Raw genomic sequence first — 23,299 nt, forward strand, 5'->3', positions numbered from 1 at the left:
TGCGCCCGGCTGCGCAACTTATCTGGCTCCGAGCCTACCGTCAGAGGATTAGGCTCGGCGAGGTGCCACCCCGTCAGTTGGCGTATTGGGCCCAAGGGATGTTCCAATCCCCGAATCCGTCGTCGAAGTTGGCGTAGTCCCCCTCGGTGTTCACCACTTGGACGACGTCGCCAGTGGTCATATTGTCAAAGACCCACTGCGCCCCGTCCGGGCCCAGGCCGATGCAGCCGTGCGAGAGGTTTGCCTTGCCCAGGTACGGCATTGCGGTGTCCGTGGCCTGGTGGATGAACTCCCCGCTCGGCGTCAGGCGCGTAGCGTAATTGACGTCAAGCTGGCCGTAGTAGGCCGGGTCCCCCGGCTTGAGCCCGATCGTGGAGGCATCCATGTGCTCCACGCGGTGCTTCTCCATGAACACCAGGAAGCCTCGGGCCGAGGGGAACCGTGTGTCGCCCATCGTCGCCGGCCACTGCCCCACCGGCTTGTCATTGATGCTCACCGAGAACGTATGCGCCTTGGCATCGGCCACGGCCACTTTCTTGTCCCCGATGTGGACGGTGACGGTCTTGTTGAAGTTGCCGACCTGCCCGTTCCCCAGTTCGACGCCAAACATCTTCATTTCCATGGTGATGGTGCTGTTCGCGGCCCAGAAAGCCTCAGGCCGGTACCGGACCGTGTTCTTGCTGAACCAGCGGAAATCGCCCTTCTGGCCGGACGTGGAGGTGATCTTGATGGCCTTCTCGACGGCGTCCCGGTTCAGGACCGGCTCGCTGAAGGTGATCTGCAGGGGCTGGGCCACGCCCACCTTCATCCCGTCCAGGGGGTAGATGGCGGCGTCGGCCTCGTTGGCGGTCGAGACGGTGGTGAACGTCCGTGTGCTGTGGGTCTGGCGCCCGGCGCCGTCCACCACGGAGTAGGTGTAGCTGTAACGGGTGTTGAACGCGAGGTCAGCGGACGAAGTCCAGGCCGCCCCGTCCGCGCTGAGGGTGCCGTCGACGGTGCCGCCGTCGGCGCTGGTGAGCGCCACACGGTCAATGCGGCCGTTGGTGACCTTGAGGGACACCGGTGCCGCCGGGTTGACCTGCTTGGCGTCATCGGCGGGTGTGACGGCGAGTTCAGCGGGGGCAACCACGGGGACTGCGAGTCCCGGCGTCGACCGGGCCGGGGATCCCGCCTCGGAGGAAATCGCGGACTGGGCCAGCCCCGGTGCCGCGGCGGCGAAGGCTCCGCCGCTGGCAGCCAGGGCGCAGACCACCCCCAGCAAGGCGATTTTGCGGCCGGTACTCCAGGTCTTCAGGGCCATCACAGGACCCGGGCGTTTCCACACGTCATCTTGCCAGCATATGCGAGTTACCTTGGAACCCCTGGCGGATTCGACCACGATCCGGTTACAAAAGGGCCCACAAAACGGTCACAAAAAAGGGCCCCGGACCTTCGTCCGGGACCCTTTGGAGGGTTCCTAGTAGCGGTAGTGGGTGGCCTTGTACGGCCCGGCCACCTCGACGTCCAGGTACTCGGCCTGCTCCTTGGACAACTCGGTCAGCTCCACGTCGAGGGCGCCCAGGTGCAGCCGGGCCACCTTTTCGTCGAGGATCTTCGGCAGCACGTAGACCTGCTTTTCGTATTCGCGCTGCCCCTCCGGCTGGCCGGCCTTCGTGAACAGTTCAATCTGGGCGATCGTCTGGTTGGCGAAGGAGTTGCTCATGACGAACGAGGGGTGTCCGGTGGCGTTGCCGAGGTTCAGCAGGCGGCCCTCGGAGAGGACGATGATGGAGCGACTGCCCTTTCCCGTGTCGGGGTCTGAGTCGAAGACCCACTCGTGGACCTGCGGCTTGATCTCGACCTTCTTGATGCCGGGGACGCGGGCCAGCCCGGCCATGTCGATCTCGTTGTCGAAGTGGCCGATGTTGCCCACGATCGCCTTGTCACGCATGCCGGCCATGTGCTCGGCCATGATGACGTCCTTGTTGCCGGTGGTGGTGATGAAGATGTGGCCCTCGCTGAGGACGGATTCGAGCTTCGCCACCTGGTAGCCGTCCATGGCCGCCTGGAGCGCGCAGATCGGGTCGATTTCGGTGACGATCACCCGCGATCCCTGGCCGCGGAAGGCCTCCGCGGCGCCCTTGCCGACGTCGCCGTAACCGCAGACGACGGCGACCTTGCCGCCCATCAGGACGTCCGTGGCGCGGTTGATGCCGTCGGGCAGGGAGTGGCGGATGCCGTACTTGTTGTCGAACTTGCTCTTGGTGACGGAGTCGTTGACGTTGATCGCCGGGAACAGCAGCTTGCCCTGCTCCGCGAGCTGGTACAGGCGGTGCACGCCGGTGGTAGTTTCCTCGGTGACGCCGAGCAGGAGCGCGCCGATGCGGGTCCACTTCTGCGGGTCGGCCTGGAGCGAGGCGCGCAGCACATCGAGGAAGACCCGGCCTTCCTCGGACTCGTCCTCTGCGGCGGCGGGAACGGCACCGGCGGCCTCGAATTCGACACCCTTATGCACCAGCATGGTGGCGTCGCCGCCGTCGTCCAGGATCATGTTCGGACCGAGCTCGGGGTTGGCGTCGGCGCCGGGCCAGGTGAGGATCTGCTTGGCCGTCCACCAGTATTCCTCCAGCGTCTCGCCCTTCCAGGCGAAGACGGGGACACCCTGCGGGTTCTCGACGGTGCCGTTGCCGACCACCACGGCGGCCGCGGCCTCATCCTGGGTGGAGAAGATGTTGCAGGAGGCCCAGCGGACCTCGGCGCCGAGCGCCGTCAGGGTCTCGATCAGCACGGCGGTCTGGACCGTCATGTGCAGCGAGCCGGCGATGCGGGCACCCTTGAGCGGCTGGCTGGCGCCGAACTCCTCGCGCAGGGACATGAGTCCGGGCATCTCGTGCTCGGCGAGGCGGATCTGGTGGCGGCCCGCCTCGGCCAGGGAAATGTCCGCAATCTTGTAATCGAAAGTCATCTGAATCCTTTGTCGTGGCCGGTGGCTTGGCATCTCTGGAGCTGGGTAATTCCTGCTGGTTCTGGGGCTAAGCAGTCATTCGCTGCCGGGGGCGTCCGCGATGGGTGTCCGGCGGGTTTTGGTGGGCGCGCGTTATTCCGCCGCGTGGCGCGGCGCCGTGCCGTGCTGACCGGCGTCGTGCTGACCGGCGTCGTGCTGGTCGGCGGGGGCCGCCGCGGCGGCGGGCAGGAGTTCCGGTGGCAGCAGCAGCGGGATGCCGTCCTCGATCCGGTACCGCAGCTTGTTCCCGGATTCATCCGCCGTGACGGCGACAAGTTCCTCGCCCTCCTGGACCAGGGCGGAGCCGGTGACGGGGCATCGCAGGACAGACAACAGTTCGGGACTGAGCTTGGGCATGGTGAACGCTCCCTGGTGGGCGCCGGGAAAGGGCGCCGGTGGCTGACGGCTTTTTGCAGTTTCCACCCTACCGCCAGTTGGCCGGCTACGAAGGTTCGCGCAGGACCCGCAGATGCCCGCGCCGGGTGCCCTCGGCCGGGGCCGGTGCTTCCAGGGCCGGGTGCAGGCTGCGCTGCCCCTTCGCCGGTTCCGCCGCGGCAGGACGGGAGGCCGCCTCGCGGACTGCGTTGGCGAGGGCCAGGAGGTCGTCGGGGCCTGGACCGGCCGGTGTGGCCGGCATGGCCAGCCGCATGACTTCCCAGCCGCGAGGGACGGTGAGCGAGTCGGCGTGCTGTTCGCACAAGTCGTAGCAGTGCGGTTCTGCGTACGTGGCGAGCGGGCCCAGGACGGCCGTGGAGTCGGCGTATACGTACGTCAAAGTGGCCACCGCAGAGTTGCGGCAGGCAGACCTCGAACAAAGACGAATTGCACCCACGACATCACAGACTACTCTCCCTCGGGGCGGGGCCCCGCATTGAAACGCTGGTGTTTGTTCCGCGGCGGTGTGGCGGCGGATCGCCGGCTGGCACTTGTCGCGTAAATCATTGCGCGGGTTTAGAGTCAAGATATGCAGTCATCGCACCACGATTCGGGATTTACGGTCCGGTTGGCTGACCCCGACGCCGGCCGTGCAGGCGCCGGCTACGGCCCCGCCGGGGCGCCCCTGACGGGGCCGTCCACCGCTGTCCAGGGAAAGAACTTCCGGCAGCGCCGCAGGAACCGGCATGGCCGGGGGCTTCGCGGCGAGCTCATGCTCCCCACGCTGCCGGGCTACCGGACCCGTTCCGACCGTTTCGATGACTTTGTCCTGGACTCGGCCCAGCGGCTTCACGATATCTGGGGCAAACCCCTAGACGGGGTCCGCTTCGCTGTTGACGAGATCCCTCCGGGCCTGGAACAGCTCGTGGCGGACCGCGCGCCCGCGCCGATGGGCGCCTTCACCCCAGCGACGGCCGAGGACGGACCGGTCATCACGCTATACCGCCGGGTGGTGGAGCAGGCGTGCGGGACCCGGGACGAACTCCAGGACCTGGTCCATGACGTCGTGGTGGAATACACGGCCGAGATGCTCGGCGTGCCTCCCGAGTCCCTGGACCCGGTCTACCGCCGGCGGTACTAGCCGGCCCGCGCTCCGGCCTATGGAGTTGGTTCAGTACCCCAGAGTGACGGGGACCTTCTGTTCTCCTGCCGCTTCCGGGGCCACGGCCACCGTGGAAATATCCTGCCCGCCGTCGCGGCCCAGGAGCAGCGCACCGTAGGCAGGGTCCCCGGCGGCGGACACCACGTAGCCCACCAGCGGGGAGCCGCCCACGTCCGCGGGGATCTTGATGGCCACGGTGGTTCCGCCGGCAATATCAGCGGTGGCGGCGGCACGGATCTTGCCGTCCGCCGTGATGGGTGTGTACGAGACGCTTGCTTTGCCCTCGGGTGCGCCGAAGACGAGCTGCCGGTCGCCCGTGCCGGGAACGGCGACGATGTGCTGGCTTCCCAGCCGGGCCGAGGCAGCGGAAAACGCGATGTCCGCTGCGTCCTCGGGCTTCAGCCCCTGCGTGAGCCGGGCGGTGGCCGCAAAGGACACATCCGAGCTCGCCGCCACTGTGTAGGTCCCGGCCGGGACCCCGGCCAGCGAAACTTCCGTGACCGCGCCGGCTTTCGCCGTGACCACGCCCCCGCCGGGCAGGGCCTTCTGGCCGTCGCGCCCGTACAACTTAACTTCGACGACGGCGTCGGCGGCTCCGGGCACGGCGATTTCCAGGGCCGGTCCAGCATCCGCGAAGCCTGGCTTCGCCGTGAGCGTGGCCAGGGCGGCCGGATCCTGGATCTGCAGACCGGACGCCACCTGGCCGACAGACGGGGCGGTGCCGGGGGTGATGAAGTCGACGCCCCCGGGCGTGAGGCCACGGAGCACGCTTTGCTGGATGACGGCAGCCACCGGGCCGCCGGTGCTGCGGACCCGCACACCGAGCCGTTCCTGTCCCGGCGCGAGCCCGGCCAGGACGATGGCGCGGGTACTGCCGGGCGCCACGAGCAGGCCGCGGCTTCCGGGTGCCTGGATGGGGCCCTCGGAGCCAAAGAGATCCAGGCTCACGGTCGCGGGCGTGCTGGAGGCATTGGTGAGGTTCAGGACTGCGGACCGGCCCAGGGCCGTGGTGGCGCCGACCAGCCAGAGATCGTTGCCGGGCTGCTGGCAGGCGGCGGCCGCGGAGCCCTGGAGGTCCCCGTCCTCGGCCGTGTAGCTCAGGACAGCGCCGGCCGCTGCCTGGTGGTTGTCCTGGGCACCTGCGCTCAGGACGCTGATGTTGTCCACCTGGCGCTGGGACACGACGCCGGCAAGCAGTACCGGGGTGCGGACCGCGGGCGCGGGGGTGGATCCAGCAACGGCGCCCTGGGCGATCTCGGCAAGCGGGGCGCCCTTGAGTGGGGCCAGCCGGCTGCCGGGAACGACCCCCGCGCTTGAGCCGAGCACGGCGGCGCTGACGGCGGTCTTCGCGGTGCCGGAGTCCGGGCTGAACTGGGGGTCGGTGCCCACGGGGGTGCCTTCGAGCAGCCGGGCCGGGCCCGGACAGACTCCGACGCTGCTGCCGGCCGGCACCGCGGCAACGGGAGCCTCAAGTTGTCGGCTGGCGGTGCTTTGGGGTGCCAGCGAGGCCGCCGAGACGAGGCCTGCGCCCGCTGCAACGAGTGCGACGGCGGAGAGGACTCCCCCGATCACCCCGCCCCGCGGCACGCCCTTCTTCCGCTGCTTCGCAACGGCTGAGGTCCCACCGGCTGAGGGGTTACCGGCGTCGGACGCTTCTGCGGTCGCGGTGGTTCCCGGGGCCGCATCGTCAGGATCCATGGTGTTTGGGTTGCCGTTCTTGCCCTTAGACATGCTGATGTTCCTTACGCAGGGAGGCTTCGTCCCTGGACAGGCCGGCGTTGGACCGGCGGGCAGGCATGGGCACGGCCAGCAGGACGGTCAGGCCAATCACTACGGCCTGCGCGATTCCGGTAAGAACGGCCCAAGGCGCTTCGTAGCGGATGCTCAGCTGGCCGCCTTGGGCGGGCAGCGTAAAGGCCTGGGCCCATCCCGAGGTCGTGGAGGTCAGGCGGCGGCCGTCGAGCCAGGCACTCCAGCCCGGATCAGCCCGGTCGGCGAGAACCACCAGGCGGCCCTCGGGGCCGGCCGGGACGGTGCCGGCCGCGGAGAAGTCCTCTGACGGGAGCAGGCCGATAGTGGCGCCGGCGCCGTCCACCACGCGGACCCGGTGCGCGACGTCGGAGGCCTTGACGCCTGGCCCCTCTTGCGGGCTGACCCGCCAAAGCCAGCCGGTGCCTGTCTGCCCGACGGCGACAAGCCCGGGGACGGCGTCCATGCGGCTGGCCGTCAGCTCGGAGGCCGAATCTGCCACCCGGAGCACGACAAATCCGACGCCGAGCCGTTCGAGGTCTCCCCGCGGGTCCACGCCTTGGCCCGCCACAATGGCGGCCACTACGTTCCGGAGCGATGAGGCGACGGCGTCGTCGTCGCGGACGGTCTCGTGGCCCGGTTCCCCCATGATGCCGCGCGCCGCGGCGATGGTGGACAGGGCGTCCAGGGTGGTGCCGGCGCCGCGCATGAGTGAGGCGTCGAAGCTTCCGTCTTCGTTGCTGGAGATCAGCAGCGTCCTGGATTGTTCCGGCCCCTCGCCGCGGTCAACTGCCGTGGCGGGGAGGGTACGGGCCTGGGCCGATTGAACGAGCCTCGGGGTCCCGAGACCGGCCGGCCGGCCGGCGGGTGCCGATGGCTGTGACGGGGCGGGTGACATCGCGGTGGGCTGCAGCAGGTTTTGCGCGGTCCACATGGTGAATCCGGCCAGCGGGGCGGCCAGCAGCAGGGTCAGGGCTGCCGCGGCCGTGCCGCGGATCAGGACCTTGCGTGCCAGCCCGGTGCCGGCCGACCGGCTGGCGGCGTCCAGGAGTCCTTCGGCCGCGATGAGGGCCGCGCCGAGGAGCGCGAAGGTGGCCGCCGAAACGGCGGGGCCGGGGAACGGCGTCACCAGGACGTCGGCGCTGGCGCCGGAGGCGACGTGCCCGGCGAGCCAGCCGCCGGCCAGCATCAGGACGGCCACGGCCCACAGGCAGCGTGCCGTCCAGGTGCGTCCCGCCAGGACAAGCCTGCGCGGCATGAAAAGTGCGGTGAGGGCCAGGAGCAGCACCGGCAGCCCGAACAACAGGGCCAGCAGCAATGCCCACGGCAGTCCCGCCAGCCCGGTCGCGCCCGCGGCGGACCCGGCGAAGGCGCTGAGTCCGGTCAGTCCCCCGCCGGCGTCGAAACTGAGCGGCTGGCCCAGGGCCTGCTGCCACAGCGGGGCGGCGTCGAATCCGATCGGAAGGCCGGGGTCGGCCAGGAGTGCCCGCGGCCGGTCCAGGACAGAGAAGGCGAACGGCAGGAACAATGCCAGGCTCGGCAGCAGCGCCCACCAGACCGTGCGGCCGCGGCGGCCCAAAAGCAGGCCGCACAGGGCAACGACGACGACCGCTGGCGCCAGCAGCGACGGCGCCGCCGCAGTGACCACGGCCAGCGCGAGGCCTGCGGCGGCCGCAGCCGTCCACGACGGCGTTCCGTTGACGCCGGGGCGGGCGGCGGGCGGGGGCGTGAGCCGTCCCTGCCCCGGGGCCGGGGCGGCATGGACGCCGTGGCCTGTCGCCGTGCCGGTCGCCCGGAGCAGTGCAAGGACCACAACCGGGATCATGACATGGGCAAGTAAGGCGCCCAGCCGGCCCTGGTTGAGGGACACCTGGAGGGCCGGCGCCCCGGCCCACACGAGGGCGGCCGCCAGGCGCAGGCTCCTGCGCGTGGTCAGGGCGCCCGCAGCGAACCAGGCGCCCAGTGCGGACAGCGGCATCGCAAGGATCAGCAGCCAGCCAACTGCGCCGTTGGCATCACCGGCACCGAGCACGCCGAGCACCCACAGGACGTAGCCGAAGGGGTCGCCGTGGCCAGGAAGGCCCGCGCCGAGGCTGATCCACCAGGTGGAGGCATGGTTCCAGATTTCGGAGAGGCGCAGTGAGACCGGGATCAGTGCGCCGCCGGAAACTGCCGGGGCCCGGAACAGGCTGAGCAGTCCCGTCAGGGAGACCGCCAGGGTGAAGACGATGGCCAGCACGGCGCCGTTGCCCACCCAGCCGCGGTCCGGGGTGGCGATGGCGGCGAAGTCGTCGGTGTCGCCGGTGGGTTGCTCTGCCAGCTGGTCGGCGCCCGCGGGCCCGGGGCCGAAGTCGTCTGCGCCGAGCGCCTCGATCAGGGAGCGCCGGTGCGCCCAGACCTCGCGGCGCGGCGTCTGCAGGCCCTTCATGACGGAGCGCCGGATCCTGCGGGTGCGCGCGGCGTTGCGCCGTCCGCGGATCACCGCGGCCGGGCGGCCCAGCGCGCCAAAGGTGGCCAGCAGTTGGGAGAACCCGTGGCCCGGGTCCTTGACTGCGATGCTCAGGACGAGTTTGAAAAGGCTGCCCAGGAGGGCGCCGACAGCGTGCAGCGGGACCTTCCAGGCTGACGCGTGCTTGAGCCGCAGGTGGACCTGCGCCTTGCGCGCGGCGGAGGCGTTGCCCAGTCCGTGGGGACGGTGCGAGACGTGGAACATTTTCGCGCTCGGGACCACCACCACGCGGTGCCCGGCGAGGCGGTTGCGCCAGCAGAAGTCGACGTCGTCGCCGCTTCCGGGAAGGGCCGGATCAAAACCCCGGAGTTCCTCCCAGATGTCGCGGCGGACCAGCATGCCGGCGGAATTGACGGCAAACGTATCGCTGCGGCCGTCGTACTGGCCCTGGTCGAGCTCATCGGCGTCGATCAGGGTCAGCCGCTCGGCCCAGCGGCTGGTCGAGAGGCCGACGTCCATCAGCCGCCGCTCAGCGTGCCAGTCCAGCTGCTTGCAGCCCGCGACCGTGACGGACGGTGCGCGCTCGACCGCGTGGAGGAGTTCCGCGAGGGCCTCCGGTGCCGGCGCGGCATCGTCGTGAAGCAGCCAGATCCAGTCGGCGCCCGGCGCGGCAGCTTCGGCCCCGGGCGCGGGCCACGGCGCCAGTGCCTTGAGCCCGGCCATGACTGCGCCGCCGAAACCGGACTTGGGCTGGTCAAAGACTGTGACGTTGGCCTTGCCCAATCCCTGTTCGAGGAGGGCTGTGGAGTGATCACGGGAGCCGGTGTCGACCCCAATGACGGCATCGACGGGCCTGGTCTGGGCCGCCAGCGCCGCGAGGGTCCTGGGGAGAAAATCACCGCCGTCGTGTGAGACCACGACGGCGGTGACCCGTACTTCTTGAAGAATTAGACTGCTCGCTTCCTAAGCCGGCGCCGCTCGCGCTCGGAGAGGCCTCCCCAGATCCCGAAACGCTCATCGTTAGACAAGGCGTATTCGAGGCACTGGGAACGCACGTTGCAGGCGCCGCAAACTTTCTTGGCGTCGCGGGTTGAGCCGCCCTTTTCAGGGAAGAAGGCTTCGGGATCCGTCTGGGCGCACAGGGCGTCGGTCTGCCAGCCGAGCTCGCCCTCGTCGTCAAAGTCCTGCCGGGACGGCAGCCCGATCCAGACCGGCTGCGCGGTGGTACCGGAATCGGGAGAATGGAGCTCCATCGGCGGGTCGAGGGGATCGGCTTCATGATCCGGGCCGGCGAGCAGTTCATCGTGCGCCGCAAGGAAGGCCGTGGCCGCGTCCTGCAGGGAATCCTGGCTGTGTTCGTTATAGCGATCAGCTGCGTCCGGATCGGCCGGATCTACATACCAGTCACTCGGCACGCCGCGTGACCGGTATTTCGCCGTGGCCTGGCCGGCAACTACGGCATCTTCATGGATACGCTCTGCTAGCCCCATGGCGTCCCCCTCCTGATTTGCAGCCACTGCAAGACCCCCTTGGCGCTCGGTTGAGTGCCGGTTTATGCGCAGTGGCTTTAGATAACTAATTACACGCGTGTAAGTATCCGGGAGTCAAGCCACGGCGGAGATAATAATCAACTTGATACACAAAGTGCAGGCACGCCACGCCCGAATTTTTTTCGCGCCGCCCGCGGGATCACGCGGAATAATCAGGCTACTGAGCACTTTTGGGGGTTTTCATTGAATTTACGGGAAATTCCCAGCACTCCCGGACCGGGGGCGCGGGAGGTCAGAAGCCGCCGCTATGACGGACGTCACATCGCGGCCGGCCGAATGGCCCGTGGCAAGATGAAGGCATGAGCATTCCGGCAATCGAACTGATGACAGCGCTGCGGTCCGGCCAGTCCACCTCGCCCCGGCTGACCTGGTATGGCCCGGATTCGGAGCGCGTTGAGCTCTCCGGACGGGTGCTGGACAACTGGGTGGCCAAGACTTCCAACCTCCTGCAGGACGAACTCGACGCCGAACCCGGCACGCGGCTGCGCCTGGACCTGCCCGCACATTGGAAGTCGGTGATCCTGGCCCTGGCGGCCTGGCAGCTGGGCATGGAAGTGGTCTTCGACGACGGGGAGGCGGACCTGTTGGCCACCGCGGACCCGGGTCCCGGCGCCGCAGCGGGCGGATTCGACGCCGTCCTGGCCGTGTCGCTGCCGGCGCTGGCCATGCGATGGACAGGCGAGCTGCCCACCGGCGTCCTCGATTACGCCGCGGAGGTCCGCTCCCACGGAGACATCTTCATGCCCCATCTCGATCCGGAAGCAGATCGCCTCGCCGTCCGCACCTCGGACGGCACGGTCCACGCGCACGGCGCGCTCCTGGACGATTTTGCCGCGGCCCGCGATACCGCGATACGGCTACTCGTTCCCGCGGCAGGCGGCCTCGAAGCGGTCCTGGCGCAGTCGCTGGGAACCTGGAAGGCCGACGGTTCCGTCGTCCTGGTACACCCCGAGGTCGAGGTGACCGGCAAGCTGCGGGACGCCGAACGGATCAGCGGGACCTGAGCAGCTGGACTTGAGCAGCTGGGCTGAGCGTCAGGGCTGAGCGTCAGGGCTAAGCGTCAGACCGAGGGGCCGGGCAGCTCCGGATCCTTGACGGCTTCCCGGGCGACGCTGGCGTCAGCCCGGGCGTGCGGGTGCCGTTCGATGATCTCGTGGTCGTGCGAGAACTCCGGCTCTGCGTCGAGTTCCTGGTTGAACACCAGGAAGCGGTAGGCAAAGAAGCGGACCACCGTGGCGACCAGGATGCCGACGACCCCGGCCAGGAACAGCATGTTCTTGTCGGTAATGCCCATGCCGTACTTCGCGATGGCGGTGAGGCCGGTAGAGATGCCGATGCCGATCCCGTTGATGATGACGAACATCACGAACTCGCGCAGCACGTTGGCCTGACGGCGGTGCCGGAAGGTCCAAAAACGGTTCGCAATCCACGAGAACACAGTGGCAACACTGGCCCCGAAGAAGCGGGCCTTGGCCTCACTGTCCGTCATGGGACCGTGCATCAGGTAAAACGTCAGGCCGTTGTCGATGACGAACGCGATGCCGCCAACGGCGCCGAATTTGGCCACTTCGCGCCAAAACAGCGAGGCCAGCCCGCGCATGCGCTCATTAAGTGCAGTAATCATGACCCTCCATGGCCTTTTGGAACTGTCGGCCATTGGGCCAAACTGCCATTTTAGCGCCGTTTCCCGGGAGTTTGCCCGCGCGGGACCGTGAGATGGCTCGCTGCGCACCCGACGCCGGGCGGCGCCCGGGCGGGCACGGAACCGCCAAAACGGCGCTGTTCCTGCGGTCCCCACGCCCAAAAGCCGGGTTCCGGTGAGGTTTTCGGTAGGCTGGGACTTGTGACTTTTCCTGTAATCGGTGTTGTTGGCGGCGGCCAACTTGCCCGCATGATGGCCCCTGCCGCGACCGCACTCGGCTTCGAGCTCCGTGTCCTAGCCGAAGGCGAGGACGTCTCCGCTGTCTCTGCCGTGGCCAAGGCCCCGGTCGGTGACTACAAGGACCTGGAGCACCTGCTTGAGTTCTCCCGCGGCCTGGACGTCCTGACCTTCGACCACGAACACGTCCCCACGGAGCACCTGCGCTCCCTGATCGGCGCCGGCGTGAACGTCCACCCGGGCCCGGATGCGCTGGTCAACGCCCAGGACAAGCTTGTGATGCGCGCCGCGATCGACCGGCTCGAGCTGCCCAACCCCACGTGGGCCGCCGTCGCCAATGTCCCGGACCTCGTCACCTTCGGCGAACAGACCGGCTGGCCGGTGGTTTTGAAGATGCCCCGCGGCGGCTACGACGGCAAGGGCGTGCGGATCGTGTCCTCGGCCGAGGACGCCGCCGCCTCCGCTGACTGGTTCGAGGCCATGTCTACCCTGCTGGCCGAAGCCAAGGTCGAATTCAGCCGGGAGCTCTCGGCCATGGTGGCAAGGACCCCGGACGGTGAATCACGGGCCTGGCCGGTGGTGCACACCATCCAGGTGGACGGGGTGTGCGATGAAGTGATTGCCCCCGCCCTGGACATTCCCCTCGATGTGGCCGCGGCCGCCGAGAACGCGGCGGTCCGGATTGCCAACGAGCTCGGCGTGACAGGTGTCATGGCCGTCGAACTCTTCGAGACCCCGGGCGTGGGTGCGGGCTTCCTGATCAATGAGCTCGCCATGCGCCCGCACAACACGGGGCACTGGACCCAGGACGGCTCGGTGACGAGCCAGTTCGAGCAGCACCTGCGGGCCATCCTGAACCTGCCCCTGGGCGCCACGGACCTCCTGGGGCCCGTCGTCGTGATGAAGAACTTCCTGGGCGGCGCCAACGAAGACCTCTATTCCGCCTACCCCGCCGCCCTCGCGAGCGAACCGGCCGCGAAGGTGCACTGCTACGGCAAGGCCGTCCGGCCCGGCCGGAAGATCGGCCACGTCAACCTGGTGGGGACCTCAGCGGCCGACGTCGACTCCGTGCGGCAGCGGGCTACTGCCGTGGCCGACATCATCCGGAACGGCCGGGCCCACGCCGGCTCGATGCCGGCAACCCCCGAGGAGAGCGCATGAGCACCGCACCGAGCAGCGCACCGAGCAGCGAAGGAACCCCGATCGTAGGCCTCGTCATGGGCTCGGACTCGGACTGGCCGGTCATGGAGGCCGCCGCCGAAGCCCTCGCGGAGTTCGGGATCCCGTTCGAGGCCGACGTCGTCTCGGCCCACCGGATGCCCACGGAGATGATCCGCTACGGCCAGAGCGCCCACGAGCGCGGCCTTCGCCTCATCATCGCCGGAGCCGGCGGCGCCGCGCACCTTCCCGGCATGCTCGCCTCGGTCACCCCGCTGCCCGTGATCGGCGTCCCCGTGCCGCTGAAGACCCTGGACGGCATGGACTCCCTGCTGTCCATCGTGCAGATGCCCGCCGGTGTACCTGTCGCCACCGTCTCGATCGGCGGGGCGCGCAATGCCGGGCTCCTGGCCGTGCGCATGCTGGCCTCGGGCACGGACGAACTCGCCGTCCAGCTCCGCGCCGACCTCCTGGACTTCGCCCAGGAACTCAACGACGCCGCGACCCGGAAGGGTGCGAGCCTGCGCCAGAAGGTCAGCGAAGTGTTTGCCGAAGGAAACGTCTCCACGCGCAGCAGCCAAAATCCCAGCAGCCAAAAAGGCAGCCATTAGGAATCCCGGCATGAGCAACAGCTACGCCCCCACGCACCGCCCTGAGGGCACCGGGGAGTCCGGGCGGGCACCGGGCAACCCGCTCCGGCACCCGACCGGCGCCCCGGCCCCGGTGCTGACCAAACGGGCGTTCGTCCTGATCTTCATGACGCTGCTGGTTCCCGGCAGCGCCCAGATCGTCGCGGGCAAGCGCCGGCTCGGCCGGGCGGCGCTCCGCGTGACCCTCATCGTTTGGGCGCTGGCCCTGCTGGCCGTGCTGCTCCTGCTCGTGTCCCGTTCCACCCTGATCAACATCCTGGCCGGCCCGGTTCCCTCGCTTCTGCTGGTGCTCGGCCTCGCCTTCCTGGCCATCGGCTGGGCGGCCCTGTTCCTGAACACCCTGCGGCTGATCCGGCCCGGGCTGCTCACCCCCAGGATCCGGCCCGTGGTGGTGCTGGCGCTCGTGCTGGCCATGATCCTCAGCAGCGGGTCCCTGGGCTACGCGGCCTACCTGCTCAACGTCAGCCGCGACGCCATCGGCAGCATCTTCTCCGGCTCCGGCCCCACCCTGGAGCCCTCCGACGGCCGCTACAACTTCCTGATGATGGGCGGCGACGCCGGAGCGGACCGCACGGGCCGCCGGCCGGACAGCCTCTCGGTGATCAGCGTCGATGCCAAGACCGGCACCACGGCGATCATCTCCGTTCCCCGCAACCTCCAGAATGCCCAGTTCAGCGCGGAATCCCCGATGCGCCAGGTGTACCCGGACGGCTACAACTGCGGCGACGAATGCCTGATCAACGCCATCAACACCGAGGTCACCAATGAGCACAAGGACCTCTACCCCGGAGTGGCTGACCCGGGCGCGCAGGCAACCCTCGAGGCCGTCTCCGGAACGCTGGGCATCAAGGTCCAGGCGTACGTGCTGGTGGACATGGACGGTTTTTCCAAGCTCATCGACGCCATGGGCGGCATCCGGATCAAGGCCGGCGGGTGGGTCCCCATCAGCGGACCGATGGTGGATGAAGCCCACGGCATCCACGGCATGCCGGACGGCTGGATTCCGGCCGGCGACCAGACCCTCGACGGTTTCCATGCCCTCTGGTACGGCCGGTCCCGGGAATTCGTGGACGACTACGCCCGCATCCAGCGCCAACAGTGCGTCCAGCAGGCGATGCTGAAGCAGCTCGACCCGGCAACCCTGCTGGCCAAGTTTGAGGACATCGCCAAGGCCGGCACCAAGGTGGTCGAATCGAACATCTCCTCCGGCCAGCTCGGCAGTTTCGTGGACCTGGCCATGAAGGCCAAGGGCCAGGACGTCAGCCGCCTGACCATCGGTCCGCCCGATTTCGATGCGTCCTTCTCCACGTCCCCGGACTTCGACGTCATCCACGCGCGGGTGGCCAAACTGCTGGCCAGCCCCTCAAGCGGCGCGGCTGGGGACTCTTCTGTCGATGACACAGTGGTGCAGCCTGGAACGGGAGCGGGCCCGCTGTCCGCGGCCGGAGCCGTGCCGGCCACCGCGCCCTCGCCGTCGCCGTCGACGTCGGACTTCACCCCGGTGACCACCACCCCGGACGGGGAGCCGATCACCGAGGAGATGCTCAACCAGTTCAAGCGCAATGGCGACGAACAGTCCATCCGCGACCTCGTCGCCACCAACGGGCAGTGCGCGCCGCTCTAGGGCCACCAGCCGGCCTGACCGCATTTCATTGACGAGACAGTTCATTCCAAAGACAGGGACCCGTCCATGTACGAACTTGAGAACGTCCTCAGGCCCTATGCCTGGGGCTCCCCGACGGCCATCGCCGAGTTGTTGGGCCGGCCGGCCTCCGGAGGTCCCGAAGCGGAGCTGTGGATCGGCGCCCACCCGGACTCGCCCTCCGTCGCCCTGACACTGCCGGCCGGCACCGGGCGGCATGCGCCCGAAACGCACGACGGCGGACGGCTCGCCCTGGATGCCCTGATCGCCGAGGATCCGGAGCATTGCCTGGGCAGCGCAAGCGTGGACGCTTTCGGGCCGCGCCTGCCGTTCCTGCTCAAGGTCCTCGCGGCCGAGGCGCCGTTGTCCCTGCAGGTGCACCCGACGCTCGAGCAGGCCCGCGAGGGTTTCGCCCGGGAGGAGGCCGCGGGCGTGGACGCCGCCGCACCGGAACGCAACTACAAGGATGCCTTCCACAAGCCGGAAATGATCTTCGCGCTGACCCCGTTCGAGGCCCTCTGCGGTTTCCGGCCGGCAGCCGCTTCCCGTGCTGTCTTCGAGCACCTGGCGGCCTGCTTCGACCTCGCCGGGCTGGAGCTGCCGCCGCTTGTTCCGCTGCTGCTCGAAGACCTGGCGCAGCCGGACGAACCGGCCGCCCTGCGCGCCGCCTTCGAACGGCTCATCGCCGGCGGCGGGGACGTCTCCGGCGCCACCGCGGCGATCGTGGCGGCCCTCGTCTCCGGCGCCCCGATGGGAGCATACGTGGCGGAGCTGACCACCGTCGCGGACCTCAACCGGGACTACCCCGGCGACCCTGGTGTCCTGATCTCGTTGCTGCTGAACCGGATCTCGCTGGCGCCGGGCGAGGCGGTCTACCTGCCCGCCGGAAATGTCCATGCCTACCTGCACGGCCTCGGGATCGAGGTCATGGCGTCATCGGACAACGTGCTGCGCGGCGGGCTCACGCCGAAATTCGTGGACGTGCCGGAACTGCTCAACACGGTGGCATTCGAGGCCGTCGCCGTGCCGATGCTCCGCGCCGAAACCACCATGCTGGGCCAGGACCTCTTCCGGCCGCCGTTCCGGGAATTCCAGCTGCAGCGCCTTGAATTGGCGCCCGGCGCCGAGCCCGTCCCGCTGGCGCAGTCCGGTGCCGCCGTAGTCATCGTCACGGCCGGATCCGTCCGCCTCGACTCCCCGAAGGGCGAGCTGCGGCTCGGACGCGGCGCCAGCGCCTTCCTGCCCGCCGCCGAGGCCCCGGTCAACGTCCACGCAGTCTCCGGCGCCACCGGCATCGCCGTGGCCTTTGCCGTCACCACCGCATTGGAAGCCTGACACCATGGATTATTTCCTGCAGAGCCCGCAATGGGCAAAGTTCCAGCGCGCGCTGGGGCGCACGGTCCACGAACAGTCCGGCCCCGGATGGCGCTTCCTGGCGGTCGAGGAATCCAACCCGGCCGGGAAACTGCTGTACTCCCCCTACGGCCCGGTCGCCGAGTCGCTGGCAGCGTTCGACGCCGCCATTGCGGCCCTGACGGACCTCGCCCGGGCCAGCGGGGCTGTGTTTGTCCGGGTTGAACCGGTCACCGCGGGGTTCACTGCCGCCGAAGCACACTCCGTCCTGCGCGGGCGCGGCCTGCAGCCGGCTCCGGTCAGCAATCAGCCGGAGCACAGCTGGATTGTGGACCTCGACCGCGATTTCAAGGACGTCCTCGCGGATATGAAGCCGGCGAACCGGAACCTCTACCGCAACATTCACAAGAAGGGCGTGACGTTCCGCTCCAGCCAGGATCCGGCGGAGATCAGTGTCCTCCTGGAGTTCCTCCACATGACGGCCGCCCGCAACGGCTTCAAGCCCCAAAGCGACGAATACCTGAGCCAGGTGGCCCGCTCGCTGATGCCGGCCGGCGCCGCGACGCTGTTCATCGCCGAGCTCGACGGCCATCCGATCGCCGCGGCCCTGGCCTACGATTCGGCCGACACCCGGACCTACGCCCACGCGGCGCTCGATGACACCCACCGCAAGCTCAGCGCAGGCATTCCCCTGCTGGTCACCCTGATCGCGGATGCCCAGGCGAAGGGCCTCAAGCACGTGGACTTGTGGGGTGTGGCGCCCGAGGACCAGCCCGACCACAAGTGGGCCGGGTTCACGGCTTTCAAGAAATCGTTCGGCGGGCGCGGGATCGCCTACCCCGGGACGTGGGACCTGCCGGTCCGGAAAGTCCGCTACGGCAGCTACCAGCTGGCCCGCAAGGGCGCCCAGTTCGCCAAGAAGTTGCGCGCCCGGTCCAAGGCCCTCACGAGCCGCTGACGGCGCAGCAGCGCCCGGGCCGCCGGAACCGGCTGCCCGGCGCTGCTAGCTGGCGGCGGTAATCGCGTGCCGCTGGGCGTCGTAGGCGCTGGCGACCATCTGGTCCACCGAATGCCGCATCTTCCAGTTCAGGTCGCGTGCCGCCAGCGTGCCGTCCGCCACGATCCGGTCCGGGTCCCCTGCCCGGCGCGGGCCGATCTCCGGTTCAAAGTCGATTCCGGTGACGTTGGCCATCGCCGTCATGATCTGGCGCACGGACAACCCGTCCCCTGATCCGAGGTTGTACACGCGCTCCAGCGGCTTGCCGGCGGCGAGGGCCTGGGCGGCGGCCACATGCGAGGTGGCCAGATCGGCCACGTGCACGTAGTCGCGTACGCAGGTTCCGTCCGGGGTGTTGTAGTCGACGCCGTTGATGCGCGGGGTCTGGCCCGCCGTGAGCGCGCGCAGCACGATCGGGAAGAGGTTGTGCGGGCTTGTGTCGTAGAGCTCCGGCGCGCCGGAGCCGACCACGTTGAAGTACCGCAGGGAGGTGTGCTTCAGGCCCCGGGCCCGGCCCTGGTCCCGGATCAGCCACTCGCCGATCAGCTTGCTCTCGCCGTAGGGAGATTCCGGGTTGGTGGGCGTGTCCTCGGTGACGATGTCACCGGTGGGCGTGCCGTAGGTGGCGGCGGAGGAGGAGAAAACCAGTTTGTCGACGCCGGCGAGCTCCATGGCCTTGAGCAGCTCGGCGGTGCCCGTAACGTTCTGTTCGTACGTCAGCAGCGGCTCCTGGACGGAGACCCCGGCGTACTTGAAACCGGCCAGGTGGATCACGCCGGTCACCGAGTGCTTGCGCAACGTGTCGGCCACGAGCTCGGCGTCGAGGATGCTGCCGTGGATGAACGGCACATCGGCGGGCACAAACTCGCGGTGTCCGCTGGAGAGGGAATCAATCACCACCGGCTGGATCCGGGCACCGCGCAAGGCGGAAACCACATGAGAACCGATATATCCTGCACCGCCAGTTACGAGCCACGTCATGGCTCCACCCTATCTAATCCGTTGGGCGCTGCGCGTACCGCGGCACTGGACACGGCATCAGGCATCGGGATTAAGACGACGAATCCCGGGACGCGGAGGCGGCCCGGGATTCGCTGTGCAGTTCAGTGGTGCGGGTGCTAGCTCTTGCGGGCGTAGCCCTCCCACTTGCTGGCCTGGTGCTCGCCGTCGACAAAGCGGATGGTGCCGGACTTGGAGCGCATCACGATGGACTGGGTGAGGACCTTGTCCTTGGAGTAGCGGACACCCCGGAGGAGGTCACCGTCCGTGATGCCGGTGGCGGCGAAGTAGCAGTTGTCGCTGGAGACGAGGTCGTTGGTCGAGAGCACGCGCTCCAGATCGTGGCCGGCGTCGATCGCCTTCTGCTTCTCTTCGTCGCTCGTGGGCCACAGCCGGCCCTGGATGACGCCGCCGAGGGACTTGATGGCGCAGGCGGCGACGATGCCCTCCGGGGTTCCGCCGATGCCCATCAGGGCGTCCACGCCGGTGCCGGCGCGCGCGGCGGCGATGGCCCCTGCGACGTCGCCGTCCATGATGAACTTCGTGCGGGCGCCGGCTTCGCGGATTTCCTCGACAAGGGGGCGGTGCCGGTCGCGGTCCAGGATCATGACATTGAGCTGGTTGACCTTGACGCCCTTGGCCTTGGCGATCAGGTGCAGGTTCTGCTTGACCGGCAGGCGCAGGTCCACCATGTCGGCCGCTTCGGGGCCGGTGACCAGCTTCTCCATGTAGAACACGGCGGAGGGATCGAACATGGAGCCGCGTTCGGCCACGGCCAGCACGGCCAGGGCGTTGTTGATGCCCAGGGCGGTCAGGCGGGTTCCGTCGATGGGGTCGACGGCGACGTCACACTCGGGGCCGGTGCCGTCACCCACGCGCTCACCGTTGAACAGCATCGGGGCTTCGTCCTTCTCGCCCTCGCCGATGACCACGACGCCGTTGAAGTGGACGGTCTGCAGGAACGAGCGCATGGCATCCACGGCGGCGCCATCGGCCTTGTTCTTGTCGCCGAAGCCCACCCAGTGGCCACCGGCGATGGCCGCGGCCTCGGTGACGCGGACAAGTTCCAGTGCGAGGTTGCGGTCAGGCTCGTCGATCCCGACTGCGAGCGAGGGGGAAAGTGTGGAGTACTTCTGGGACATGGGCGCTGGTGTCACGTGAACCTCTTCTTCGAGTGGCGGTCGTTGAACCCGTACGGCCAGGATCGATCCGTCGCGGTGATTCGTCTGATATTGATCATAGTCGGGGCGGGCTCCTCAGGTCATGGGATGACCCGCGCGTGACGCACTTCACCTCCGGGCGGCCGGCAAGGCAGCGAATGTGAGATCGGACCGGACATGGGCGACTATAGAAGGGTGAGTGAAAAGCAGGACACCGCCCCCGCCGCCCCCGGTTCTCCGGCTGGCAGCGCCCCCGCAGCCGGCCCGGACGCTTCCGCGCAGCCTGCGGCGAAGCCCGTCATCGCCGCCGCGGCGGCCAAACGCGCCAACGCCTCCGTGATGGGCATGATCATCGCCCTGGTGGTGAGCATCGCCGCGTTCCTTCCGATCGTCCTCATGAACCCCTCGCCGAAGTCCGATGGCTACCGGCCGGACATCAACGTCAGCTCCATTGCGCACAACGCCACGGATGTGGCGGGATTCACACCCGTGACGGCCGATACCGGCGACACATTTCGTGCCAACTACGCCCGCTGGGAATCCGGCGCCGGCAGCGGCGTCCCGACCTGGGAGGTCGGTTACCTGACGCCCAAGGAGTCCTTCATTGGCCTCGTGCAGACCCGCCAGGCCAACCCGACCTGGCTCTTGCAGCAGACCAAGAACGCGCCCGTAACCGGAACCCGCAACGCCGGCGGCCGCGACTGGGAGCTGCGCGACACCGGCAAGGGCGAGAAGTCCATGGTGCTTTCCGATCGCGGCACCACCGTCATCCTGTCCGGATCCGCGACGCTGGATGAGTTCACCACCCTGGCGGCCGCCGTCGTGAAATCGCTGGAAAGCAACCCTCCCGCCGTGGCACCGTCCGGCACCGCGGCGCCCACACCGGGCGCAACAGTTTCCCCTTCGGCCAGCCCTTCACCGTAAAGTAGCCACGTGGCTACTTACCTGACACCCGAACTCGCCTGGCAGCGTCTCCGTGACGGCAACAAGCGCTTTGTCGCCGGCACGTCCTCACACCCCAACCAGGACGCGTCGAGGCGCTCGTCACTGGTAGAAAACCAGCACCCCTTCGCCGTCATCTTCGGCTGCTCCGACTCCCGCCTTGCCGCCGAGATCATCTTCGACCTCGGCCTCGGGGACGCCTTCGTCGTCCGCACCGCCGGCCAGGTGATCGACGACGCCGTGCTCGGCTCGCTGGAATACAGCGTCAGCGAACTGGACGTCCCGCTGATCGTCGTCCTGGGGCACGACCGTTGCGGCGCCGTCACCGCCACCAAGGCCGCCGTGGAAACCGGCCAGATGCCGGCGGGATTCATCCGCAGCCTGGTGGAGCGGATCACCCCGTCAGTGCTGACCTCGCTGCGTAACAATCAGACCGACATCAACGACATGGTGATCGAAAACGTCAAGCAGACCTCGCAGCGGCTGGTGGACAGCTCCCGGGTGATTTCGGGCGCCGTCGACAGCGGCCGCACCGCCGTGGTGGGCCTCGCCTACAGCCTTGCCGACGGCCGGGCCGACCTCGTCTCCAGCATCGGACGGCTCTAAACCCAGGCACCCGGCCCCTGTGGACAGATCCCGGTTTTCGATGGGACTCCCACTCCCAATAAGCTAGCCCCATGACTTCCACAGATGAGTTGAACACCGAAGAGTTCCGCATTGAACACGACACGATGGGCGAAGTCCGCGTTCCCGTGAACGCCCTGTACCGCGCGCAGACGCAGCGGGCAGTCGAGAACTTCCCGATCTCCGGCAAGACCCTGGAACGCGCCCACATCGAAGCCCTGGCACGGGTGAAGAAGGCCGCCGCCCAGGCGAACGCCGAACTGGGGGTGCTCGACGGCGAGCTCGCCCAGGCGATCGCCGACGCCGCCGACGAGGTTGCGGCCGGCAAGTACGACGGCGACTTCCCGATCGATGTCTTCCAGACCGGCTCCGGCACGTCCTCGAACATGAACACCAACGAGGTCCTCGCCGAGCTTGCCTCCCGCGCCCTCAAGGCCGGCGGCAGCGACAAGGTGGTCCACCCGAACGACCACGTCAACGCCTCGCAGTCCTCCAACGACGTCTTCCCGACCTCCGTGCACGTGGCCGCGACCTCCGCCCTGATCAACGACCTGATCCCGGCCCTCGGCTACCTGGCAGAGTCGCTGGAGCGCAAAGCCGTCGAGTTCAAGGACGTCGTGAAGTCCGGACGCACGCACCTCATGGACGCCACCCCCGTCACGCTGGGCCAGGAGTTCGGCGGCTACGCCGCGCAGGTCCGCTACGGCATCGAACGCATCAATGCCTCCCTCCCCCGCGTCGCCGAAGTACCCCTGGGCGGCACGGCCGTCGGCACCGGCATCAACACCCCGGCGGGATTCCCCGAACGCGTGATCGAACTCCTCGCCGCCGACACCGGCCTGCCGCTGACCGAGGCCCGCGACCACTTCGAGGCCCAGGCCAACCGTGACGGCCTGATCGAGGCCTCCAGCCAGCTGCGCAACATCGCGATCTCCTTCATGAAGATCAACAACGACCTGCGCTGGATGGGATCCGGGCCCAACACCGGCCTCGGCGAAATCGCCATCCCGGACCTGCAGCCGGGCTCCTCGATCATGCCCGGCAAGGTCAACCCGGTCATCTGCGAAGCCTCCATCATGGTGTGCGCCCAGGTCATCGGCAACGACACCGCCATCGCCTGGTCCGGCACCAACGGCGCGTTCGAACTCAATGTCGGCATCCCCGTCATGGCCGCCAACCTGCTCGAGTCCGTGCGCCTGCTGGCCAACACCAGCCGCGTCATGGCCGACAAGATGATCGACGGCATCACCGCGAACGTCGAACGTGCCCGCTTCCTGGCCGAGGCCTCGCCGTCCATCGTGACCCCGCTGAACAAGTTCATCGGCTACGAGAACGCCGCCAAGATCGCCAAGAAGGCCGTGGCCGAGGGCCTGACCATCCGAGAAACCGTCGTGGCCATGGGCTTCCTGGAGCGCGGCGAACTGACCGAGGAGCAGCTGGACACAGCCCTGGACGTCATGTCCATGACGCGTCCGCCGCACAAGGCCTAGCAGCACACCCGGCCCGGGAACGGGTCACACCGGCAACCAGCGACGGCGGCCGGCGCCTTCCAGTGGGTGCCGGTGCAGGCCATGGGTCACGCCCCCCGGACCATCTTTTGCACTATCTGTAATTAAGTGCAAAAATA

General features: G+C 68.5%; 20 protein-coding genes. 10 read left to right on the forward strand and 10 right to left on the reverse strand.

The genetic code is table 11. The features are described from left to right. Positions 1-73: 73 nt before the first annotated feature. From AC1DDO_RS13185 to AC1DDO_RS13200, 4 genes are all read right to left on the reverse strand, one after another. Positions 74-1,300, reverse strand: a complete 1,227-nt coding sequence (locus AC1DDO_RS13185; RefSeq protein WP_476867660.1) for a L,D-transpeptidase — start codon at positions 1,298-1,300, stop codon at positions 74-76. A gap of 156 nt (positions 1,301-1,456) precedes the next feature. Continuing rightward, positions 1,457-2,944: an adenosylhomocysteinase gene (gene ahcY / locus AC1DDO_RS13190; protein WP_476867661.1), complete on the reverse strand. Its 1,488-nt coding sequence runs from the start codon at positions 2,942-2,944 to the stop codon at positions 1,457-1,459. 132 nt (positions 2,945-3,076) lie between these two features. Beyond that, the gene (locus tag AC1DDO_RS13195) at positions 3,077-3,340 is read right to left on the reverse strand and encodes a Trm112 family protein (protein WP_476867662.1); all 264 of its coding nucleotides are present in this window, start codon (positions 3,338-3,340) and stop codon (positions 3,077-3,079) included. A gap of 85 nt (positions 3,341-3,425) precedes the next feature. Beyond that, entirely contained in the window at positions 3,426-3,815 is a 390-nt protein-coding gene (locus tag AC1DDO_RS13200; protein ID WP_441410315.1) for a DUF3499 domain-containing protein, read from the reverse strand. 132 nt (positions 3,816-3,947) lie between these two features. On the opposite strand from AC1DDO_RS13200, the gene AC1DDO_RS13205 reads away from it, so the two are divergent. Then, positions 3,948-4,499 (forward strand): metallopeptidase family protein, encoded by a 552-nt coding sequence (locus AC1DDO_RS13205; protein ID WP_476867663.1) that lies wholly within the window; start codon positions 3,948-3,950, stop codon positions 4,497-4,499. Between the two features lie 30 nt (positions 4,500-4,529). Here AC1DDO_RS13205 and AC1DDO_RS13210 read toward each other — a convergent pair whose 3' ends face one another. From AC1DDO_RS13210 to AC1DDO_RS13220, 3 genes are read right to left on the reverse strand one after another with little or no spacing between them, the layout of a single operon-like run. Beyond that, positions 4,530-6,251 (reverse strand): DUF5719 family protein, encoded by a 1,722-nt coding sequence (locus AC1DDO_RS13210; protein ID WP_476867664.1) that lies wholly within the window; start codon positions 6,249-6,251, stop codon positions 4,530-4,532. Continuing rightward, entirely contained in the window at positions 6,244-9,636 is a 3,393-nt protein-coding gene (locus AC1DDO_RS13215; protein ID WP_476867665.1) for a glycosyltransferase, read from the reverse strand. The genes AC1DDO_RS13210 and AC1DDO_RS13215 overlap by 8 nt, the downstream gene beginning before the upstream one ends. Positions 9,637-9,665: 29 nt before the next feature. Next, positions 9,666-10,208: a WhiB family transcriptional regulator gene (locus AC1DDO_RS13220; protein WP_476867709.1), complete on the reverse strand. Its 543-nt coding sequence runs from the start codon at positions 10,206-10,208 to the stop codon at positions 9,666-9,668. A gap of 359 nt (positions 10,209-10,567) precedes the next feature. Between AC1DDO_RS13220 and AC1DDO_RS13225 the strand changes: the two genes are divergently transcribed. Beyond that, a complete protein-coding gene (locus AC1DDO_RS13225) occupies positions 10,568-11,272 on the forward strand; it encodes a TIGR03089 family protein (protein ID WP_476867666.1) in 705 nt (234 codons plus the stop codon). Positions 11,273-11,328: 56 nt separating this feature from the next. Here the strand turns inward: AC1DDO_RS13225 and AC1DDO_RS13230 are convergent, their stop codons facing one another. Further along, entirely contained in the window at positions 11,329-11,892 is a 564-nt protein-coding gene (locus tag AC1DDO_RS13230) for a GtrA family protein (protein ID WP_476867667.1), read from the reverse strand. Positions 11,893-12,159: 267 nt separating this feature from the next. Here AC1DDO_RS13230 and AC1DDO_RS13235 point away from each other — a divergent pair, with 267 nt between their 5' ends. From AC1DDO_RS13235 to AC1DDO_RS13255, 5 genes are all read left to right on the forward strand, one after another. Continuing rightward, positions 12,160-13,308, forward strand: coding sequence for a 5-(carboxyamino)imidazole ribonucleotide synthase (locus AC1DDO_RS13235; protein ID WP_476972070.1), 1,149 nt, complete (start codon positions 12,160-12,162; stop codon positions 13,306-13,308). Continuing rightward, positions 13,305-13,916, forward strand: a complete 612-nt coding sequence (gene purE / locus AC1DDO_RS13240; protein WP_476867668.1) for a 5-(carboxyamino)imidazole ribonucleotide mutase — start codon at positions 13,305-13,307, stop codon at positions 13,914-13,916. Before AC1DDO_RS13235 ends, purE begins: the two co-directional genes overlap by 4 nt. Before the next feature lie 10 nt (positions 13,917-13,926). Continuing rightward, positions 13,927-15,579 carry an LCP family protein gene (locus AC1DDO_RS13245; protein WP_476867669.1) on the forward strand — a complete coding sequence of 551 codons (1,653 nt, stop codon included), beginning with the start codon at positions 13,927-13,929 and terminating at the stop codon, positions 15,577-15,579. Between the two features lie 66 nt (positions 15,580-15,645). Further along, positions 15,646-16,932 carry a mannose-6-phosphate isomerase, class I gene (manA, locus tag AC1DDO_RS13250; protein WP_476867670.1) on the forward strand — a complete coding sequence of 429 codons (1,287 nt, stop codon included), beginning with the start codon at positions 15,646-15,648 and terminating at the stop codon, positions 16,930-16,932. A gap of 4 nt (positions 16,933-16,936) precedes the next feature. Next, positions 16,937-17,908: a lipid II:glycine glycyltransferase FemX gene (locus tag AC1DDO_RS13255; RefSeq protein WP_476867671.1), complete on the forward strand. Its 972-nt coding sequence runs from the start codon at positions 16,937-16,939 to the stop codon at positions 17,906-17,908. A gap of 45 nt (positions 17,909-17,953) precedes the next feature. On the opposite strand, the gene galE is transcribed toward AC1DDO_RS13255, so the two are convergent. After that, positions 17,954-18,928: a UDP-glucose 4-epimerase GalE gene (gene galE, locus AC1DDO_RS13260; RefSeq protein WP_476867672.1), complete on the reverse strand. Its 975-nt coding sequence runs from the start codon at positions 18,926-18,928 to the stop codon at positions 17,954-17,956. Between the two features lie 137 nt (positions 18,929-19,065). Further along, on the reverse strand, positions 19,066-20,088 hold the full coding sequence (gene glpX, locus AC1DDO_RS13265) for a class II fructose-bisphosphatase (protein WP_441410341.1): 1,023 nt from the start codon (positions 20,086-20,088) through the stop codon (positions 19,066-19,068). Between the two features lie 195 nt (positions 20,089-20,283). On the opposite strand from glpX, the gene AC1DDO_RS13270 reads away from it, so the two are divergent. The 3 genes from AC1DDO_RS13270 to AC1DDO_RS13280 all read left to right on the forward strand — a co-directional run bounded on the left by AC1DDO_RS13270 (position 20,284) and on the right by AC1DDO_RS13280 (position 23,162). Further along, complete coding sequence (locus AC1DDO_RS13270; RefSeq protein ID WP_476867673.1) at positions 20,284-21,030, forward strand: DUF4245 domain-containing protein; 747 nt, start codon at positions 20,284-20,286, stop codon at positions 21,028-21,030. A gap of 9 nt (positions 21,031-21,039) precedes the next feature. After that, a complete protein-coding gene (locus AC1DDO_RS13275) occupies positions 21,040-21,654 on the forward strand; it encodes a carbonic anhydrase (protein ID WP_441410302.1) in 615 nt (204 codons plus the stop codon). 71 nt (positions 21,655-21,725) lie between these two features. After that, the gene (locus AC1DDO_RS13280; RefSeq protein ID WP_476867674.1) at positions 21,726-23,162 is read left to right on the forward strand and encodes a class II fumarate hydratase; all 1,437 of its coding nucleotides are present in this window, start codon (positions 21,726-21,728) and stop codon (positions 23,160-23,162) included. The last annotated feature ends 137 nt before the right edge of the window (positions 23,163-23,299 follow it).

This window comes from Arthrobacter sp. 10N43, assembly GCF_056394525.1.

What these genes read in the sequence shown, in the direction of transcription:
- AC1DDO_RS13185 (WP_476867660.1), bottom strand. Translation starts at nt 1,300, where the DNA reads ATGGCCCTGAAGACCTGGAGTACCGGCCGCAAAATCGCCTTGCTGGGG.
- ahcY (WP_476867661.1), bottom strand. Translation starts at nt 2,944, where the DNA reads ATGACTTTCGATTACAAGATTGCGGACATTTCCCTGGCCGAGGCGGGC.
- AC1DDO_RS13195 (WP_476867662.1), bottom strand. Translation starts at nt 3,340, where the DNA reads ATGCCCAAGCTCAGTCCCGAACTGTTGTCTGTCCTGCGATGCCCCGTC.
- AC1DDO_RS13205 (WP_476867663.1), top strand. Translation starts at nt 3,948, where the DNA reads ATGCAGTCATCGCACCACGATTCGGGATTTACGGTCCGGTTGGCTGAC.
- AC1DDO_RS13210 (WP_476867664.1), bottom strand. Translation starts at nt 6,251, where the DNA reads ATGTCTAAGGGCAAGAACGGCAACCCAAACACCATGGATCCTGACGAT.
- AC1DDO_RS13220 (WP_476867709.1), bottom strand. Translation starts at nt 10,208, where the DNA reads ATGGGGCTAGCAGAGCGTATCCATGAAGATGCCGTAGTTGCCGGCCAG.
- AC1DDO_RS13225 (WP_476867666.1), top strand. Translation starts at nt 10,568, where the DNA reads ATGAGCATTCCGGCAATCGAACTGATGACAGCGCTGCGGTCCGGCCAG.
- AC1DDO_RS13230 (WP_476867667.1), bottom strand. Translation starts at nt 11,892, where the DNA reads ATGATTACTGCACTTAATGAGCGCATGCGCGGGCTGGCCTCGCTGTTT.
- AC1DDO_RS13235 (WP_476972070.1), top strand. Translation starts at nt 12,160, where the DNA reads ATGATGGCCCCTGCCGCGACCGCACTCGGCTTCGAGCTCCGTGTCCTA.
- purE (WP_476867668.1), top strand. Translation starts at nt 13,305, where the DNA reads ATGAGCACCGCACCGAGCAGCGCACCGAGCAGCGAAGGAACCCCGATC.
- AC1DDO_RS13245 (WP_476867669.1), top strand. Translation starts at nt 13,927, where the DNA reads ATGAGCAACAGCTACGCCCCCACGCACCGCCCTGAGGGCACCGGGGAG.
- manA (WP_476867670.1), top strand. Translation starts at nt 15,646, where the DNA reads ATGTACGAACTTGAGAACGTCCTCAGGCCCTATGCCTGGGGCTCCCCG.
- AC1DDO_RS13255 (WP_476867671.1), top strand. Translation starts at nt 16,937, where the DNA reads ATGGATTATTTCCTGCAGAGCCCGCAATGGGCAAAGTTCCAGCGCGCG.
- galE (WP_476867672.1), bottom strand. Translation starts at nt 18,928, where the DNA reads ATGACGTGGCTCGTAACTGGCGGTGCAGGATATATCGGTTCTCATGTG.
- glpX (WP_441410341.1), bottom strand. Translation starts at nt 20,088, where the DNA reads ATGTCCCAGAAGTACTCCACACTTTCCCCCTCGCTCGCAGTCGGGATC.
- AC1DDO_RS13270 (WP_476867673.1), top strand. Translation starts at nt 20,284, where the DNA reads ATGGGCGACTATAGAAGGGTGAGTGAAAAGCAGGACACCGCCCCCGCC.
- AC1DDO_RS13280 (WP_476867674.1), top strand. Translation starts at nt 21,726, where the DNA reads ATGACTTCCACAGATGAGTTGAACACCGAAGAGTTCCGCATTGAACAC.